An 18,930-nucleotide genomic window follows, 5' to 3' on the forward strand; every position below is an offset into this window, starting at 1 on the left:
ATTCCTGTCACTTGGGGGTAAGATGTTTTTGTTTACCATGCGGAATGGAAACATATCAAGAGCTTGTGAGCCCTTCAGGTTCAACGCGGGCCCTCCAGTGAACGGAGGGCACAGGCGATGAGGCACCAAAGGCTTCACCTTCGAGAGCGCTTTTCCTCGAGGATGGCTTCGAGCTTCCAGGGGGTTTGAATCCGGAGCAACTGGCCGTTACGGTTGCTGTAAAGGAGGTATCCCTTGTCGAGGGCATGGAGGAAAAGGTCCCGGGTGAGGGTGACGTCCGACTTACAGTATTCGATGAGGGGCTCCCACTGGCCCTGGCGGAACCAGTTCACCGCCTGGATTCCGTCGGCGGACTTGTTGGCTCCCAAAGTCTTTTCGGCCAGGTGGTCAAGGCTGAGGCGAAAGCCCAGCCCCTGGTAAATCTCCTGGAGGAGATCGAAGGTGGGGAGTTTGCGGAAATTGAAGGGGGAATAGGCCTTGAGGACCTCGTAATCGAACCGTTCGATATTGAACCCCACCACGAGGTCCAGCCGCCGGAGGTCTTCCACGAGAGACGCCACCTCCTCCTCCCGGTACACCTTGAAGCTGTCGGATGAGGCGTCGTAGAGAACCGCCACGGAAACCCGCATGAGATGCTTGTTCTGCCATCCCCCCACTTCATTGGCGAGGCGCTGCGTCTCCAGGTCGAAATACCCGATGCGCCATCGGGGGGCAGCATTCGCGGCGGCCAGAATTTCCGGTATGGGCTCGTCGGGTTCCGTGAGGGAGGCATCGGTAGTCTGCAGGGGGTTCCATTCCCCAAGAAGAAACTTCAGGACAGCCAGGGCTGCCTGCTTGTCCAGAGGCTTGTTTCCCGACCCGCACTTGGGGGAATGGATGCAGCCGGGGCATCCGTCGGTGCAGGAGCAGGAGGCGATGAGCTCCCGGGTCTTTTCCAGGAGCGGGGAGATGATTTCGTAACCCTTGGCCGCCAGACCGATTCCCCCGGGGTAGCCATCGTAGATGAAGATGGCCCCTTTGCCCACCTGGGGATGCTGTGGGCAGGAAATGCCGCCGATATCGTTTCTGTCGCACAGGGCGAAGAGGGGGAACATGCTGATGGCGGCATGCTCCACGGCGTGAATGCCCCCCATGAAATGAAGCCCCTCGTCATGAAGGCGCTTGGCCAGCACGGATTCGATTTCTATCCAGAAGCCGACGGTTTCAAAGGTCTGGGGCGGGATCTCCAGGGGGTTCGTTCCCAATAGCTCCTGGGTGAAAAGGCGCCGCTTTTCATAGGCCAGGATGTGCTCCGTGACCCTAAGCCTTCCCATGCGAATGATGAAGTTGCCGACGGGCTTGGAGGCCAGCACTTCGAGGATTTCCGTTTCCTTCTCGGATTTGACCTTCGTGTAGTAAGGCGCCGTGCTGGGAGTCACATGAACGACATGGTTGGCGAGATCCAGTTGCTCCACGTGATAGGTTTCGCCGTGGTGGAGATAAATGGCGCCGGGGTGGCATTCCTTGAGAGCCCTCAGCCCTTCACTCCTTCCCAGCGGCCTTTTCTCGTCCTGCTGCGAAGCGGTGAAGATGGCATAGGACTGGCCCACCGAGCGGATATCCACGTGCCGGTGAGGCCTGGAAGCGGCCGAGATCCACGCTTCGCCTCCGGCAGTCTGCAGGAGCTTTCCCTCGCGTGTCAGCCGATCCAGAACGTTTCGAAAGGGACCGTCCTGTTTCCGAACCTCGTCCTGGTGGATGGGGAGCTCGGCGGCGGCGCAGGGCAGGTGTGATTTCAGGATTTCTTCGTTGGAGGGGTCCGTGACGGCGATTTCATACTGGCTGTCCAGAAATTCCCGGGGATGCTGCGCGATGTAGTGGTCCAGGGCATCCGGCTGGGGAAGGAGGATGATGGCCGATTCCCGTCCGCTGCGCCCCACGCGTCCCCCTCGTTGCCAGGTGGTCATGACCGTGCCGGGATAACCCACCAGGATGCAAAGATCCAGGCCTCCGATATCGATCCCCAGCTCCAGTGCGCTGGTGGAAATCACCGCCGCCAGATCGCCTCCCGCCAGCTTCTGTTCAATGGACCGACGCTCTTCCGGGAGGAAGCCCGCCCGGTAAGAGCTCACCTTCCGTGCCAGCCGCGGATCCATGCGCAGAACGCTCATGTGCACCAGTTCCGTCAGTTTGCGCGATTGCGTGAAGGCAATGGTCTTGAGTCCTGCCGCCGCAGCCTGGGCGATGAGGCGTGCCGCGGCCCCCGAAGCGTGGCCGGTCGCTCCGTCCTCGGACTCCATGAAAATGAAATTGCGTTTGGCCTGGGGAGCTCCATGCTCCTGAACCACCGTGACACCGGGCTGCTCCGGCCCCAGCAGCAGCTCCGCCAGCTCCCGGGGATTGGCGATGGTGGCCGACAAGAGCACGAACTGAGGATCGCTCCCGTAAAAACGGCAGATCCTCTGGAGGCGCCGCAGGATCTGCCCCACGTGGCTTCCGAAAATGCCCCGGTAGATGTGCATTTCATCGATGACGACATAGCGCAGGCTTTTCCAGAAGGTTTCCCATTTCCCGTGAAAAGGGAGGAGCGCGTAATGGAGCATGTCCGGGTTGGTCAGGAGAACATGGGGCGGCTCCTGCCGGATCTTTCCCCTGCGGTAGGGGGTGGTGTCGCCGTCGTAGATGCCTGCCTGCAAAGCTTTCCCATCCCGCCGGGCGTTGAGCAGATGGAAAAACGTGTCCAGGGTCTCCAGCTGGTCACGACTGAGGGCCTTGATGGGAAAGAGATACAGGGCGCGCCGGGTCGGGTCGTCGAGGAGGGCTTCCGCCACGGCCAGGTTGTAAATAAGAGACTTTCCACTGGAGGTGGGGGTCGCCACCACGACATTTTCCCCGGCGCGGATGTGATCCAGGGCATGGGCCTGGTGGGAATAGAGGCGGGGGATACCCATCTGCGTCAGTACGTCCTGGAGCACGGAGGGAAGGGGGGATCCCAAAGCTCCATAGCTGGGGGGGTGCGGCGGAAGGACTTCATGATGCGTGACCTTGAAATCCCGCCATTTCTGATTCAACAGGGCATGGATGAATCGTTGTATCACCTGGATGGATCCTTCTTCTTCAGAACCTGCCACGCAGTTGTTTAACAGCCTGGAAAAAAGAGTTAATGATGTGGAGCAGATTAACTCATCGGGAAGTGCAACGACAAGAGGACCTTAAGAAATCCCCGGAGTCGGTAAACCGACGGATGACATTAAAGTCGCCGCCCCGTCAAACCGATTAGGTATCGGGGCTGGAATCCAATGGTGGAAACAAGCTCAGTGGGGAAAGGGAGGGGGACTGCCGTGAACGGCCTCGAACCTTCAGCATTTTTCCCCCACGAAAAGGAATGAACAATGCCGGCTGCATATCTCGAAGCGCATGGAAACGGACGGTTGGATGAAAGCCTCCGCCGCAGCCTTCAGTGGATGAAGGTTTGCACGTTGTGCCCGCGGCTCTGCAAGGTGAATCGCCTGGAAAATGAGAAGGGATATTGCCGGACGGGGCGCTACGCCGTCGTGGCGAGCTACGGGCCCCATTTCGGTGAGGAGAAGCCCCTGGTGGGGAAGAGGGGGTCCGGGACGATCTTCTTCTCCTACTGCAACCTGGGCTGTGTGTTCTGTCAGAACTATGAAATCAGCCATGGCGGGGAAGGGCGTGAGGTGGAGCCCGATGAGCTGGCCGATATCATGCTGCAGCTCCAGCAGGGCGGTTGCCACAACATCAACTTCGTGACGCCTACCCACGTGATCCCGCAGATCCTCGAAGCCCTCCCCCTGGCCATTCGCAGGGGACTCCATGTCCCACTCGTTTATAACACGGGGGGGTATGATCGGGTTTCCGCTCTGAAGCTTCTGGATGGCATCGTGGACATCTACATGCCGGATTTCAAGTTCTGGGACCCTCAAGTCTCGGGGAAGCTCAGCGATGCTCCCGACTACCCGCATCGAGCCCGTGAAGCCCTGCGTGAAATGCATCGACAGGTGGGCGATCTCCGGATGGATGCCGGCGGGATTGCCGAGAAGGGACTGCTCGTGCGCCACCTCGTCATGCCTGGGGGACTGGCCGGAACGGAAGGGGTCCTGCATTTCATCGCGGAGGAAATTTCCCGGAGCACTTACGTGAACATCATGAGCCAGTATCATCCCTGCGGGGAGGCTGTGGGAAGCTCCCTCATCGGCAGAACGATCACATCCCGGGAATTTGACGACGCCCTGCGGGTGGCTGAGCGCGAGGGGCTCACACGGCTGGACGAGCGGCACAAGCACTGGCTGACCTTCGAACTTTGACTTTGAGCTCCCATAGCAACCGGCGGGTCATGGAGGGCGACCCGCAGAGAGAGGCTCCATGGCGAGGATTGACGCTTTTTTCAAACTGATGAATGAGCAGAAAGCTTCGGATTTACACCTGGTTTCGGGGCAGCAGCCGGTGTTGAGAATCCGGGGCGACCTGGAACGGGTGAAATACAAGCTGCTCGATGACGACGAGCTCCGTGCCATGCTCTATGAAATCACGCCGGAAGACAAGATCAAGACCTTCGAAGAGACGGGAGATCTTGACTTTTCCTATGAGATTCCGGGGCTGGCCCGCTACCGTGCCAATTATTTCATGCAAAAAAACGGGATCGGAGCCGTGTTTCGTGAAATCCCCAGCGAAATCCTCACGGTGGATCAATTGGGCCTGCCATCGGTCGTGAGCCGCCTGGCCATGCTCCCCCGGGGCCTGGTCCTGGTCACGGGACCCACGGGGAGCGGCAAGTCCACGACCTTGGCCGCCATCATCGATGAAGCCAACCGGAAGCGCAAGGACCATATCATTACGGTGGAAGACCCCATCGAATTCGTCCACCAGAGCAAGAGCTGCGTCATCAACCACCGGGAGCTGAACACCCACACCCGGACCTTCACGGCTGCCCTGCGTGCTGCACTCCGTGAAGATCCGGACATCATCCTCGTGGGTGAAATGCGCGATCTCGAAACCATCCGTCTGGCCATGGAAGCCGCAGCCACGGGACATCTCGTCTTCTCGACCCTCCACACCACCAGCGCCGCCAAGACCGTGGACCGCATCATCGAAGTTTTTCCCACGGGAGAGCAGGCCCAGATCCGTTCGACCCTTGCCGATGGGATCCGGGCCGTCATCGCTCAGGCCCTCTTCAAGCGGATCGATGTCAAGGGCCGCTGCGCCGTCCTGGAGATCCTCGTTGCCACGCATGCTGTGCGGGCCATGATCCGGGAATCCAAGACGCACCAGATCACCTCGGCCATGCAGACAGGAAAAAAGTACGGCATGCAGACCCTTGATGACGGCATCTTCGCGCAGCTGAAGGCGGGAAGGATCAGCCCTGACGAAGCCTACATGAAGTGTGTGGACAAGGAGAAATTCAAGCCGTACCTGACGGAGGCTCCCCAGGATTTTACTGAAGTTTAGGTCCCGGATGACGAGAGGGAAGGGACGCTGAAGAACGCTGACGGGCGCTGACTTGCGCTGATGGAAGGGCAAAGATGATTTCTTTTCCGACCGACTCCACACCCCTGAGGGCATTGAGGAGGAAAAGGGTTTGAGACGACCCGAGCTGGATTACCTGTTGAGCCGTATCCTGGAAGAAAACCCCCGGACTTCGGACATCAATTTCACTGTGGGAAAATCCCTTCAGGCCGAAGTGGACGGTCAATTGAAGGGCGTGTGCCACGATCTGGGCATCGACAAGCTGACCCCCTATCACACGGAAATGGTCGCCCTGAACCTGATGGGAGGAGACCGCCGGAGCGTGCAGCACCTTCTCACCCGTGGGTCCTGCGACATTTCTTACTACCTTCAGGGGCGGGCACGCTTCCGCGTCAACATTTTTTCCCAGCGGGGGACTTATTCCGTCGTCATGCGCCAGCTCCCCACCAAGATCCCATCCCTGGAAGAGCTCAAACTGCCGCCGGTTTTCAAGGAAGTGGCCGATCAGAAATACGGGATCGTTTTTGTCACGGGAGCCACGGGAAGCGGCAAGTCCACGACCCTCGCGGCAATCCTCAACGAGATCAACAGGAAAAAAGCGGTGCACGTCATCACCCTGGAAGACCCGGTGGAATTCGTGCATCCTCAGCTCAAGGCGACGTTCAATCAACGTGAACTGGGTCTGGACTTCGACGCCTTTGCCACGGGGCTGCGCGCGGCGCTGCGGCAGGCGCCCAAGGTGATCCTGGTGGGGGAAATGCGCGACCGGGAAACGGTGGAGATCGGACTGAGCGCCGCCGAAACCGGACACCTGGTCCTGAGCACGCTTCACACGGTGGATGCCGGTCAGACCATCAACCGCATCGTGGGCATGTTCGATCTGGAAGAGGAACGCCTCATCCGCATCCGCCTGGCGGATACGCTGCGCTGGGTGATTTCCCAGCGGCTCCTGCCGAGAATCGGCGGCGGGCGTGTGGCCACTCTCGAGATCATGGGCACCAACCTTCGGGTGAAGGAGGCCGTCATCCAGGGAGAGTCGGAAGGCAAGACCTTTTACGAAATGATGCAACAGTCCAAACCCTTCGGATGGACCAATTTCGACGACCACATCGTGGGGCTCTATACCGACGGCGTCATCACGGAAGACACCGCTTATGCCTATGCCTCCAAGAGGGCCATGGTCAAGCGCGGCATCGACCAGATCAAATCGGCCCGGGGCGAAAAAACCACGGATATCGAAGGTCTCAAGATCGATCAGGAGTACTTCCTCAAAATGAGCTGACCTTCTCAGCCGTTCCCTGCCTGTTTCTCACCGGAATCCGCATCCATGAGGGCGGATGCCCGTTGAAATCCTGCCGTTACCCTTCTATAGTAATTCCGCGGGATGATCTGAATCATCCCGGTCTTCATCAGCGTGAGTCTGCGCTTATCAGCGTTCTCAGCGTCCCAAGCTTCTTCATACTCTAATGGTACCGGACTCGGAGGCCGAGCCATGCGTGTGCGTGACCTGGGGGAATTCGGGCTGATCGGAAGGATCGCCCGTGCGCTGCCTTCACCCCCTTCCAACGTCATAGTGGGGATCGGAGACGATGTGGCGGTATTGCAGGGCTCCGGGGCGGATTATCTTCTGGCGACCTGCGACGTGCAGGTGGAGCACGTCCATTTCCGACTTAATACGACGACCCCGTATCAACTGGGCCGAAAAGTCGTGGCCATCAATGTGAGCGATATCGCCGCCATGGGGGGAGCTCCCCTGTGGGGGCTTGTTTCGCTCGCTCTTCCGCCCGATACGGACGTGAGCTTTGTGGACGGCCTTTACGAGGGAATGGCGGAAGAGATGGGACGTGCCGGCGGGTCTATCGTGGGGGGAAACCTGAGCAAGATCCATTCGGAAATTGTCATCGACCTGTGCCTCATGGGGAGCGTGGCGCGGGATAAAGTGCTGCTCCGTAAGGGTGCGGAGGCGGGAGACCTCGTCCTGGTGACGGGCTTTCTCGGCGATTCCCGGGCCGGTCTGGAGCTCCTGGGGCATCCTGAGTGGACGGTTTCGGAAGACGCCCGGCAGCGAGCCCTGGAGAGGCACCTGACGCCGCAGCCCCGCTTGAGGGAAGGGCAGATCCTGGCGGGGCTCGGCTGTGTCCATGCCATGGCGGATGTGAGCGACGGATTGGTGAGCGACCTTCGGCACATTTGCGGAGCCGGCCGGGTGGGGGCTGAAATCTGGGCGAAGGACCTTCCCATCAGCAGTGCCTGCCGCGAAGTGGCCGCAGCGGCCGGGGTAGATGCGTCGACCTGGGCCCGGACGGGCGGAGAAGACTATGAACTGCTTTTCACGGCTCCTGAATCCATGGCCGGGAAGATCCAGGAAGCCCTTCAAAACGGAGGGGGAACCTCCTGCCGGGTCATCGGGCGCATCCTGGCCGGGCCGGTTGATGTGCGGATCTGCATGCCCGATGGAAAAACTGTTACTCAGGCGGAAGAGTCGAAAGGTTGGGATCATTTTTCCGGCTCCTGACGGCGGAGGACCTTCGTGAACAAGCCTTGAACCCTGTGAGTGAAAGATGAACATGACATGACCAAAATTCCTCGTGCATTGACGATAGCGGGCTCCGATTCTGGAGGCGGGGCCGGGATTCAGGCGGACCTCAAGACCTTTTCGGCATTGGGGGTCTTCGGAATGAGCGCTCTCACCGCCCTGACGGCCCAGAACACCGTGGGCGTTCATGGCGTGGTGGAGTTGGACCCGGCTTTTGTTTCGGCGCAGATCCACGCCGTTGTGACGGACATCGGCGTGGATGCCCTGAAGACGGGCATGCTCGCCAATGCAGCCATGATTTCCCAGGTGGCGAGGGATATCGTTGCCTTGGGGATCGGTGAAAATCTTGTGGTGGATCCCGTTATGGTGGCCAAGAGTGGTGACGCCCTGCTGCGACAGGATGCCATCGACACCCTGATTCGGGAGCTTTTTCCTCTGGCCCTGGTGGTGACCCCAAACCTCCATGAAGCCTCCGCCCTCATCGGCACCGGGGTCACTCGCTCCGACGCCATGAGGGAGGCGGCCCGGCGTATTCATGACTTCGGGCCGCGCTATGTGCTGGTAAAGGGAGGGCACCTGGAAGGATCTCCCATGGACCTTCTTTTTGACGGGAAGAATTTCCGGGAATATACCAACGAACGCTATGACACCCCCCACACCCATGGCACGGGCTGCACTTTTGCTTCCGCCATCGCTGCGGGGCTGGCCAGGGGGCTTGCGCTGGAAGAATCCGTGGCGCAGGCGAAGGAATACATTACCGGAGCCATCCGGGAGGGGTTACCCCTCGGCAGGGGGCATGGACCGGTACACCATTTCTACGAGCTCTATTCCCTGGCCGGATGGTATTTTCGCTGATTTTTTCGTAACAAGAAAGGAGAGACAAGATGGCAGGCGATCCTCATGAAACCCTTTCTCCCCGGTGGCGGTACGGTGTTTTCTGGACCGTCTTCATTGGCATGTCCATTCTGGTTTACATGTCCGCGACAGCATACCGGGATGCGCCTCCCATTCCCGAAGGGGTCGTGTCGACTTCCGGTCAAATGGTCTTTACGGGCAGGGACATCGAAGAGGGACAGGAAGTTTTCCTGAAGCACGGTCTCATGGAAAACGGGACCATTTGGGGACATGGCGCCTATCTGGGCCCCGATTTCTCAGCGGAGTACCTCCACACTCTCGGCCTCCACGTTCGGGACGCTCTGGCCCGGAAGATCTATCAGAAGGACCTCACTTCCCTGAAGGAGACGGAAAAAGAGTCTCTTGACGCCGAGGTGGAGAAGCTCCTGAAGACCAATCGCTACGATCCCAAGACAAAGACGCTGATTTTCACCGACACTGAAGTCGCTTCCTTCCAGCAGCAGCAGACCAAGTGGGCGGAATACTTCTCGGGACCCAGCATCAATGGCGGTCTCCCCATGAAATTCATTCATGATCCCGAGGAAATCCGGAAGCTGACGGCGTTTTTTGCCTGGGCGGCATGGGCTTCCGTGGCGGATCGTCCCGGAAAGTCCTATTCCTACACCAACAACTTCCCTTATGACCCGTCTGTCGGCAATGTCCTCACGAACGATTCCATTCTGTGGAGCGCTCTCAGCCTCATCACGCTCCTGGTGGCGACGGCCCTGGTGCTCTTCATCTTCGGCCGCTTCGACTATCTGGGGTGGAAGGGGCACGGGGAAGGGGTTCACATTCATCCCCAGCTGCTGCCGGGTGAGGCCACGGAAAGCCAGAAAGCCACCATCAAGTATTTCCTCATCGTTTCGTTGCTCTTTCTGACACAGGTCATGGTGGGAGGTGCTCTGGCCCATTATCGAGCGGAGCCCGGGGACTTTTACGGCATCGACCTGTCCTGGTTCCTGCCGAGCAACCTCCTGCGTACCTGGCATCTGCAGCTGGCCGTATTCTGGATTGCCACCGCTTATGTGGCAGGAGGGCTTTTGCTCGCTCCGTCCCTGGGGGGCAAGGACCCCAAAGGGCAGGTGGCCGGCATCAACATGCTCTTCGGAGCCCTGGTGCTGGTGGTGGTGGGCAGCCTTGTGGGAGAGATGCTCGGAGTGCGCCAGCTCCTGGGGAACCTGTGGTTCTGGTTCGGGCACCAGGGATGGGAATTCCTGGACCTCGGGCGCGGCTGGCAGGTTCTCCTGACGATTGGACTCCTGTTCTGGCTGTGGCTACTCTACCGTGGAGTCGCTCCCGCATGGAAGGATGCTGAAAAGAGTGAAATCGCCACGCTGTTTCTCTTCGGCGCCGTTGCCATTCCCTTCTTTTACTTGCCTGCCTTCTTTTTTGGCAGCAAGTCCAACTTCGCCGTGGTGGACATGTGGAGATTCTGGATCATCCATCTCTGGGTGGAGGGCTTCTTCGAGCTTTTCGTGACGGTGCTGGTGGCGGTCATCTTCTACCAGTTGGGCGTGGTGTCCCGGAAAACGGCAGTACGCATTATTTATCTCGACGCCATTCTTTTCCTGGGAAGCGGCATCGTGGGGACCGCTCACCACTGGTATTGGACGGGGCAGTCCAACGTGACCATGGCCCTGGCGGCGGCCTTTTCCGCCATGGAAGTCGTGCCTCTGACCCTGTTGACTCTGGATGCCTGGGACTTTGTGAAACTGACGGGGACGCGGTGCGACATCTGCGGGAAGGGGATCAATATTCCCCACAAGTGGACCTTCTATTTTCTTATGGCGGTAGGCTTCTGGAATTTTACGGGGGCTGCGGTCTTCGGGTTCCTCATCAACCTGCCCGTCGTCAGCTATTTTGAAGTCGGCACGATGCTGACCCCGAACCACGGGCACGCGGCCTTCATGGGGGCCTTCGGCATGCTGGCCATGGCGCTCCTCGTGCTTGCCCTACGGCAGGTGCTGACGGATGAGCAGTGGGTCCGCCCCGAAAAGTTCATCCGCGTCTCCTTCTGGGGGCTCAATATCGGTCTGCTGCTCATGGTCGTCATGAACCTTTTTCCCGGAGGGGTCATGCAGTTCTGGGATGTCCTGAGCAACGGCTACTGGCATGCCCGCAGCCTGGAATACACCAGCCGCCATCTCGTACGTTGGATCGAATGGATGGGCATGCCCGGCCATGTGGTGCTCATCGCCTTTGGTGTCGTTCCCGCCGTGATGGCTACCGGTCTCGCCTATCGGGAAATGTGGGCCAGGGGACGATGAATCGGACAAAAGAAAAATGATAGCCCCCATCAAGGAGGGAATTTTTGGATAGCCTCCCAGCGGCCCGAACCACGTCGTCGATGAGCTACGGGAGACACCACCAAATGCGCCCGGCGTGGTTCGGGTCCGCTGGAACGACGGGTAACAGGTTCACAGTTTCAGTCCAAGCAGTCTTTTCAGGAGAACGTCTTCAACATTCTGTCGAGAATCCAACACGGACAAAACGTAGACCGTTCCCTCCGCAATCCTGTAGATGATTCTCCATGGAGCAATGATCAGTTCACGATATTGAGTGATTCCTTGATCCTGGAGCTCAGGGACAATACGACCTCTGCCAGGAAAGGAATGAAGGTTTGAGGCCTTTTCTTTGATGTCGCTGAGCACTTTGTAGGCACGTGAAGGGCTGTCTTTGGCAATGTATTCAACGATTCCCTTGAGGTCTCTTTCTGAGGTTTCCGACCATCTGATGGTGTAGGTCTTCTTCATTTCCTTTTTTCTTGAAGAGACTTCTCGATTTCCGTGAATACGTCCTCTTGTAATTTGGATTTCCCATTCCGTATGTCCTCCTCACCTTGGGAAATCAGCTTCAAAATACCGATGGCATTTCGCATGTTTTCATAGCTTTCGGGATCCTGAAGGACAGCTCTTGGTTCGCCGTTTTGAGTGATGACAACGGGTCGATGCGTTTCGTTGATCTGCTTTAACAGATCGGCTGCTCTTGCTTTGAGATAGGTAATCGGTTTGATATCTTTTGATATATTCATTTCATGACCTCCAGTTCTTTTATGATACGATAAAAGGACCGGTTGTCAAGCCTTACAACATTGGGGACTGCCAATCGCGGCGCTCACATGAGATTGCTGGGGGAGGCCCTTAACTTATTAACTTTTTTTCAAGCTGAGATCATCCTGAGCTTGCATTTTCCGATCTTGGGGCGCCCAAGTCACTCACAAGCCCGTGACGTATAGTGTGCATTAAGTTAATAAGTCAAGGGCGTCCCACCATTCATGTGCTAGCGGGGTAGTGTGGCGGCCGAAGAAGAAAAACTTTCGGCTACCCGATTAGGGCTTTGCCACGGGAAGTGCATACGTCACTTTTTGTCCATTGACTTTGATATAGCCGCGCTTCACCAGAGATTCGTAAACAGCATCGATCTCAGCGGCGGGTAATCCCTTGCCGCACTTTGCGTGAATGGTTCTTCGTAGAGTCTTTGGAGTGCGTGGCTTCGATGCTTTTCGCTTTATCAAGTCGTCCACTGCCACTTTGATCAAGTCATCGACCGAGGCTCGCACAGCAGTGGGTTTGACCTTGCCTTCACCGACCGCATCCTTTGTGTCAATTGCACTGACCGCAACCTTGCTGAAACAAGGCATATCCTCAATCGCAGCTGAGCGGACAGAGAAGACTTTCCTGGCCTTCAGATGCTGGATGAGCGGATCAAATCCTGTGTCTTTTGAAATAATGTGAAAGAATCCCGACGGGTCAGTTGACGCCAAAATGCCAAGATAGTAGGCAATATGAAAATCAAGCGCATTTGCTCCGGACGTTTCGAGAACGATGTATTCCGCACGGCTACCAAGTTCCTGCATTGCCAGAACAAACTCAACAGGAAGTCTCGTATTCTTTGGGCCGAGGAATACCCGCACCTGGAAGTGTTCGCCCTTTAAAAGAGCGAGAGACTTCACTTGGACGTTTTCATAATCGATGAGAACGTAGTTCATCTTCACGTCTTGCTTTCCCTATCCTTATGACTGACTGCTTTCAGCCCTAACATGTAGGATTGTATGGGGAGTGAGGGCTCTTTCGCATTTTCCCATACAGACGATCTTTCCTCATTCCCCATACAATCTTGTTGAAATATGTCGCTTCGCCCAGGAGCTATGGGGATTGAATAGTTTTTTCTCTTGTCGGCGGCGATCTTTCTCGTCTTGAAAGATTCCTGGATCAACCGGAGGGCTTAAAGACCACCAAGAAGCGGTTCAACTCGATATATGACAATTCGTGGAGTGGCCATGGAAAAAAGGGCGGTCCCGGCAATGTGATTGCATCCTACCTATTATTTGGACTTCTGCGAAAAGTATCACTTCCCCAGTGCAGACCGACAGCATTCCCCATTTTCTCGGCAAATTCCAGGCGAAGAAGCAAACGGAGGCGCAACAGCAGGCGCTCCACGCTATCACGCTCCATTACGAGCTTCTTCAGGACTGGGTACCCGGAAGCCTGTTTTGTTCGCCTCAAGAAAGGGTAGCTCACGGAAAAAGCACGAAGGAATTCCGTCCTCCGACCGAGCCTTCGCTCAAGCGGGAGAATGGAGCGGTTCAAGGAGAGCGCACGGACGGGCACTCTCCTTGAACCGCTTCGACCGGATATCTCGACTCCTCGTAGGGCCATCCTGTCACACGGAATTTCCAGGGAAAGCGGAGTATGCTGGGCTGTCCGAATTTTCTCTGCGTCGAGACAAACGCCCATGATGAGAGTGCCCGGAATGGAACTGATGCTTTCACTGGTGAGGAGCGGACGTGCAGGCATCAGCGTGGGGCTTTCGGGCGTTCCGAGAAGTCGATTCGCTCTGCTGGTTGGATTCGGATGCTGGCGCAGCTCTCTTTCACCCATTCAGAGACCGGCGGACAGTCGCGAGCAAGGAGATCGAATATAAAATCTTACCGGAGGAGTTGAACTTCGACGATTGATCCTTCCCGGAGGCAATCCTGTCCTTCGGGGATACGCACGATCGCCGCAGCCTTCACAATGGAGCTCAAGCGGCTGCGCTTGCTCATGGGATGAAAGTACGGCAAGGCCTCGGTGGATTCCAGGGTGCCGAAGAAGAAATCGGTCCAGTCGGGGTCGCTCTCCCTGATGTCGAAGGCAAGCCTGGCGTTCAATCTGGGCAGCTCCGGATTTGCATGGCCGCCCAGGGAGAGGATCCCGGGCAAAGCAATCTGCAGGAAGCCCATCAAATTGGAAGGGGGGCCTCCGGCCAGGATGAATACCGGTTTCTGCTCCAGCAGGCCGAAACCGATTGCCTTGCCGGGGCCTACCCGAATCCGGTGAAACACCTTCCTCCAGCCAAGCTCGTCCAGGACCTCGCCCACCATGTCACGGTCTCCCGTCCATGCCCCGCCGCTGGTGATGACGGCGTCTGTTTCTTCCGAAAGGATTTTGATGACATTGAACAGGGCTTCATGATCGTCCCTGGCAGTGGCCAGCCGGGTCTTCATGCCATAGCGACGGCACCATCCGGCCACCGTGATGATATTGCTTGCGTAGAGCTTGCCTTCCCCCAGGGGTTTTCCCGGTTCAACGATCTCGTCCCCTGTTCCGATAATTCCCACGACAGGATTTCTGAATACCGGGATCCTGTCGTGCCCGGCAGCCGCAAGGAGGCCTGCCATGATGGGCGATATTTCCCGGCCTCTTTCGAGGATACGCCGGCCGGACGCCACGTCGCTGCCGCGCCTCAGGATATTCCTGGGCTCTGCAGAAGCTTCTATCACAACCTCCGAGTCGGCCGCTTTCACGAATTCCTCGGCCACGACGGCATCAGCACCTGTCGGGATGCGGGATCCTGTCAGTACCTTGATCGCTGTTCCCGGTTTGAGTGAAATATCCTTTTGCTCCCCTGCCGCCAAGGAGCCCAGGAGCCGCAGGCGGACCGGCTTTTCAGCCGTTGCATGCGCCACTTCGTGCGACAGCACGGCGTAGCCGTCTTTTCGAGAGGAATCCATGGAAGGTGAATCCACTAGGGCATAGAGGTCCGAAGCCGCCACGCGGTCGATGCTCTCCACGAGGGCAACCTCTTCGGCAGCGAGAGGTTTTATCTCCTCCAGGGTCAGGCTCAACGCTTCTTTCAGGCCGAGTGACATCCGTAGCATGGAAGGCTCCTCATAAAAATAACGGCCTCAATGTTGACAAGGGTTGGATATATGGCAACTCCAAAGAAATAACCTCCCAAAGGTTAGCTTGCTTTGTAGGAGCGGCTTCCAGCCGCGACCAAGCGCATGGCGGCTTCTCCGATGTCGCGGCTGGAAGCCGCTCCTACAGTTCTGGTACCCTATTATTTGCGAGCTGCCTATATGGGGGCATCCGGGCGCCGGTCATGGACGAATGGGGCCGCCATGGTGTGGAATTTTCGTTTCAGTCCGTCCAATACGGTTTTCAATGGCCGCGGTGAAAGGCTGTGGCAAATGCCTGATGTGGGAGACCAGGACATCGATGTCTTCTGCCTCCATCACCGTGCCGAAGCCTTCTCTGAAGACCGTGAAATCGTCACCGCCCTCGGCGAGAAAGCTGTTGACCGTCACCGTATAGGTCGCTTCCCTGTCGATGGGAATACCGTTTTTCATGACCGTCGAAACCGTTCCGGGTACTCCGGGGCCATTGTCGGTCCAACGGTAGGAAAGCCCTGAAATTTGCAGCATCCTGGGGGGCGATGGGTTCTCCCACTGCTGCGCGAGAAGATCGTAGATCTGCCGGCCCGTCAGGGTCATCCTGACCAGACGGTTGCCGAAGGGCTGTACGGAAAACAGCGTGCCCCAGCTGACCGCTCCCGCTGGAATGTTGGCGCGTATTCCACCCGGATTCATGAAGGCAAAATCCGTCCCGCCGTAACGTCGCAGAGCGTCTGCGATGAGGTTTCCCAAGGGCGATTCCCCCGCGGGACTCTGGAGGCGGACAATGTCATGCGCCGCCGTGCCAATGACGGCATTCACCTTGTCCTGAACCGCTGCATCGGCGGCTGCCACCAGTGCTGCAGCCTCTCGGTCCGGTTTGAGGCCCGCCCCGGTGTCCCCCCAGGTCATGGACACAGACGCTGTTTTTTTGACGATCTCCCCGCTGCGCGGGTCGATTTCCAGGTCGATGTCTGCGTAAGCAACACCGGCGGAGTAAGCCTGGGTCACGAGGACCGGCTTGCCGGCGGCATTGTTCACGGTGGTGTTGGTCAACTGGTGGGTATGCCCGGAAATCACCACGTCGATCTCCCCATCCAACCGTCCGACAATGCCGTTGACTGCATCTCCACCCTGGTGGATCACGGCCACAATGGCCTTGATGCCCTTGGTCTTGATGTCGCGAACGCAGCGGTTGATGGCGTCCGCTTCATCGATGAAGCGCAGGCTCTCGACTCCAGAGGGCGAAACCATGCTCGGAGCTTCCTTCAAGACCGCCCCGATAAAAGCGATGCGGGCCTTTCCGACCTTTTTGACAACGTAAGGGTGGAGGAGCGTCTCGTTGGTATTGACGTCGATGACGTTGGCGGCCAGGCAAGGATAGTGGGCTCCGGTGTAGGGAAACTCGAGAAAGGGACCGTCGACGTGATTGCCGCCATCCAGCATCCGCTGGAGCTCAGCAAGGCCTTCGTCAAATTCGTGGTTGCCGACCGTGGCCACCAGATTGCACCGTTCGCTCATGCGGTTGGAGCAATGGCGATTGGCCAGGGAGCTCAGGAACATAACGGACGGTTCATCCTGAAGAAGCGCCGAGTTGGCCGGAGAGGCGCCCACGAGATCGCCGGCGCTCACGATAAGAGTGCGGTCTTTCATGCCGGTCTGGGCTTTCCTCAGGTAGGCCGCCAGGACCGCGGCGCCGCCGATGGGGCGCCCGTTGAAGGTCCTGGGGGACAACTGTCCGTGAAAGTCGTTGAAAGCCAGGACCTTCACCTGCAGGTTTTTCTGGGATGCTGCGGGCAAAACGCCGGCAAAACCGGATAGGGGAAGCATCACCAGCAGGGTGAGGAGGGGGGCCAGGAGCAGAAAAGGGGTACGACGTCCCCGAAAAAATCGCGTCTTCATTTAAGCAGCTCGTTGTCGTTGGACGACCGCAGCAGAAGCTCCTGTGTCCGCTGCTCTGTCCCTTCATGAAACACCAGATGAACTCGGTGGAGGTGCAGCGGGCGATCAAACAGGAGGCGGACGGTTTGCAATCCAGGCTCCGAAGCCTGCCAGCCGCGTTCGGGGCCGGGCTTCAAGGCAGATTCTACCGGGCGTGAGGCGTCTTCGGAGGTGAGATCCATCTGGGCCAGGCCTTCCAGGTCCAGCCAGCTTCCATCGAGGGAACGGACGTCTTGCGGGTCCGAGGCGATGATGCCTTTGCGCATGGATGGCCTCCTATGGCAAATGAAAGCTAAAGGGGTTGTTTCAAGGCTGCCGGCTCCTGCAGCGCCGCTGCCCTCAGGAACGGGGGGCTGGTTGTCTTTTCCCTCTTATTCCTTTCGATTATAGGCCTGGATGCTTCAATGGCAACTGTATTCTGCCCATTTGTGTGGGCAGCGGTACTACGGACGGCTAATAAACAGTGTCCTTTCAGCAGAAGGGAGAAGTCGTACCCTCTCACTGCCCGCCGGAAATCGCCGCGAAAAGATTCTTGACACTCCTATGGACAGGTGCTACGCGAAAACGACTGAAACGCAATTCCCTAATCATTGTCGCTTGTACCTGAATTGGATGTCATCCCCCATGCCTATCGTTCCGCCTGCGAGGAGCCTGGAATGAAGAAAAAATTGCTCCCCGTTCTGATCTGCCCCTCCTGTCTGCCCAACGAATATCCGCTGGCGGAGCACATCGAGGAAGAGCTCGGCGAAGACATTGTCCAAGGGCTTCTGAGCTGCCAGGAGTGCGGCGGGGCCTATCCCATACGGAATGGTGTCGCGTTTCTGGACCCGGCATCGGCGGGAGAGAAAGGGACCCAGTCCCGCTATGAAAGCCCTCGCGTCCTCTCTTCGTATCTCTGGAGTCATTTTGGTGACCTTCTCGGAGATGCGGAGGCGTCGGATGCCTATGCACGGTGGGCGGGCCTGATGGAAGGGACGTCGGGGATGTGTCTCGACATGGGCTGCGCTGTCGGGCGCTTTGCCTTTGAAATGAGTCTGAACAGTGACTTTGTTGTCGGCTTGGACAATTCGGCAACATTCATCCAAACGGCTCGGGAGCTCATGCTGCACCGAGAGCTCCGTTTTTCCCTGGTGCAGGAAGGGCTGTTGACGCGCGAGGTCGCTTTGCAGCTCCCTGAAGCCTGGAAGATGGACCGGGTAGAGCTCATCGTGGGAAATGCTCTGGCATTGCCCTTCCGTTCCCGGTCTTTTACGGCCCTGGCCGGGCTGAACCTGGTGGACAAAGTACCCGTCCCCCTGAAGCATTTTGCTGAGATGAACCGAACAGCGATGGCGGAAGACGCCCAATTCCTCTTTTCAGATCCCTTTTCATGGTCCGGGGACGCTGCGAAGGAAGAGGACTGGCTGGGAGGCAAGGAGACGGGTCCCTACCCGGGAAGAGGCATGGACAACGTCATTGCGCTCTTGAAAGGAGAGGGCGGCCGGCTCGTTCCCGGCTGGAAGATCCAGCAGACCGGCCATGTGTGGTGGAAGATTCGGACCCACTGCAATCACTTCGAGCTGATTCGGAGTCAGTTCATCAAGGCCGTTCGATAGGCGATGGCCCTCGGATTGATTTTCTCGTAACGCATCAAGCCATGGAGGATGAAATGGCTGCGCACAGAGTTGTCGTTTTCAACCTGTTCCCCCTGGAAGTCGGGCAGAAGATTCGGATCGAGGGAGGACCCCGGGGTGGGGATTGGGAAGTGATCGGGTTGACGGACCGCAAGATGCGACTGCGATGCCCTGTCACCTTCAAGGAAGTGGAATGGGACCGTTTCTGCTGCCTGGCTCGGGAGCTTGAAAACGACGAGTGGCCCAGGCAGCATTGATGGGATCCCCTGAGAATGGGCAGGGTCGTTCCATGACTGATAGGTGCGCCGGGAGGCCCCTGCTCTTATCCG

Annotated in this window: 15 protein-coding genes; 8 read left to right on the forward strand and 7 right to left on the reverse strand. The window is 57.9% G+C overall.

What is annotated here, in order from left to right:
• Positions 1-134: 134 nt before the first annotated feature.
• Complete coding sequence (locus MWC30_RS00600; protein WP_244082203.1) at positions 135-3,077, reverse strand: DEAD/DEAH box helicase; 2,943 nt, start codon at positions 3,075-3,077, stop codon at positions 135-137.
• Positions 3,078-3,371: 294 nt separating this feature from the next.
• On the opposite strand from MWC30_RS00600, the gene MWC30_RS00605 reads away from it, so the two are divergent.
• The 6 genes from MWC30_RS00605 (at position 3,372) to MWC30_RS00630 (ending at position 11,160) form a co-directional block, all read left to right on the forward strand.
• Positions 3,372-4,304 (forward strand): radical SAM protein, encoded by a 933-nt coding sequence (locus MWC30_RS00605; protein ID WP_244082204.1) that lies wholly within the window; start codon positions 3,372-3,374, stop codon positions 4,302-4,304.
• A gap of 58 nt (positions 4,305-4,362) precedes the next feature.
• Positions 4,363-5,445 carry a type IV pilus twitching motility protein PilT gene (locus tag MWC30_RS00610; protein ID WP_244082205.1) on the forward strand — a complete coding sequence of 361 codons (1,083 nt, stop codon included), beginning with the start codon at positions 4,363-4,365 and terminating at the stop codon, positions 5,443-5,445.
• A 130-nt stretch (positions 5,446-5,575) separates the two neighbouring features.
• Positions 5,576-6,745: a type IV pilus twitching motility protein PilT gene (locus MWC30_RS00615; RefSeq protein WP_244082206.1), complete on the forward strand. Its 1,170-nt coding sequence runs from the start codon at positions 5,576-5,578 to the stop codon at positions 6,743-6,745.
• Positions 6,746-6,955: 210 nt separating this feature from the next.
• Positions 6,956-7,978, forward strand: a complete 1,023-nt coding sequence (gene thiL / locus MWC30_RS00620) for a thiamine-phosphate kinase (protein ID WP_244082207.1) — start codon at positions 6,956-6,958, stop codon at positions 7,976-7,978.
• Positions 7,979-8,035: 57 nt separating this feature from the next.
• Positions 8,036-8,854, forward strand: a complete 819-nt coding sequence (gene thiD, locus MWC30_RS00625) for a bifunctional hydroxymethylpyrimidine kinase/phosphomethylpyrimidine kinase (RefSeq protein WP_244082208.1) — start codon at positions 8,036-8,038, stop codon at positions 8,852-8,854.
• A gap of 29 nt (positions 8,855-8,883) precedes the next feature.
• On the forward strand, positions 8,884-11,160 hold the full coding sequence (locus tag MWC30_RS00630) for a nitric-oxide reductase large subunit (protein WP_244082209.1): 2,277 nt from the start codon (positions 8,884-8,886) through the stop codon (positions 11,158-11,160).
• Positions 11,161-11,310: 150 nt separating this feature from the next.
• Here MWC30_RS00630 and MWC30_RS00635 read toward each other — a convergent pair whose 3' ends face one another.
• From MWC30_RS00635 to MWC30_RS00660, 6 genes are all read right to left on the reverse strand, one after another.
• Entirely contained in the window at positions 11,311-11,646 is a 336-nt protein-coding gene (locus MWC30_RS00635; protein WP_244082210.1) for a type II toxin-antitoxin system RelE/ParE family toxin, read from the reverse strand.
• A complete protein-coding gene (locus MWC30_RS00640) occupies positions 11,643-11,924 on the reverse strand; it encodes a type II toxin-antitoxin system Phd/YefM family antitoxin (RefSeq protein ID WP_244082211.1) in 282 nt (93 codons plus the stop codon). Before MWC30_RS00640 ends, MWC30_RS00635 begins: the two co-directional genes overlap by 4 nt.
• Positions 11,925-12,221: 297 nt before the next feature.
• The gene (locus tag MWC30_RS00645; protein WP_244082343.1) at positions 12,222-12,881 is read right to left on the reverse strand and encodes a PIN domain-containing protein; all 660 of its coding nucleotides are present in this window, start codon (positions 12,879-12,881) and stop codon (positions 12,222-12,224) included.
• Positions 12,882-13,820: 939 nt separating this feature from the next.
• Complete coding sequence (glp, locus tag MWC30_RS00650) at positions 13,821-15,032, reverse strand: gephyrin-like molybdotransferase Glp (RefSeq protein ID WP_244082212.1); 1,212 nt, start codon at positions 15,030-15,032, stop codon at positions 13,821-13,823.
• A gap of 222 nt (positions 15,033-15,254) precedes the next feature.
• A complete protein-coding gene (locus MWC30_RS00655) occupies positions 15,255-16,949 on the reverse strand; it encodes a bifunctional UDP-sugar hydrolase/5'-nucleotidase (protein WP_244082213.1) in 1,695 nt (564 codons plus the stop codon).
• The gene (locus tag MWC30_RS00660; RefSeq protein WP_244082214.1) at positions 16,946-17,254 is read right to left on the reverse strand and encodes a hypothetical protein; all 309 of its coding nucleotides are present in this window, start codon (positions 17,252-17,254) and stop codon (positions 16,946-16,948) included. Before MWC30_RS00660 ends, MWC30_RS00655 begins: the two co-directional genes overlap by 4 nt.
• Positions 17,255-17,644: 390 nt before the next feature.
• Here MWC30_RS00660 and MWC30_RS00665 point away from each other — a divergent pair, with 390 nt between their 5' ends.
• Together MWC30_RS00665 and MWC30_RS00670 are read left to right on the forward strand one after the other, a co-directional pair.
• A complete protein-coding gene (locus MWC30_RS00665; RefSeq protein WP_244082215.1) occupies positions 17,645-18,583 on the forward strand; it encodes a Trm112 family protein in 939 nt (312 codons plus the stop codon).
• A 53-nt stretch (positions 18,584-18,636) separates the two neighbouring features.
• Entirely contained in the window at positions 18,637-18,858 is a 222-nt protein-coding gene (locus MWC30_RS00670; protein ID WP_244082216.1) for a hypothetical protein, read from the forward strand.
• Positions 18,859-18,930: the final 72 nt, after the last annotated feature.

Source organism: Desulforhabdus sp. TSK (assembly GCF_022836495.1).
Lineage (GTDB): Bacteria > Desulfobacterota > Syntrophobacteria > Syntrophobacterales > Syntrophobacteraceae > Desulforhabdus.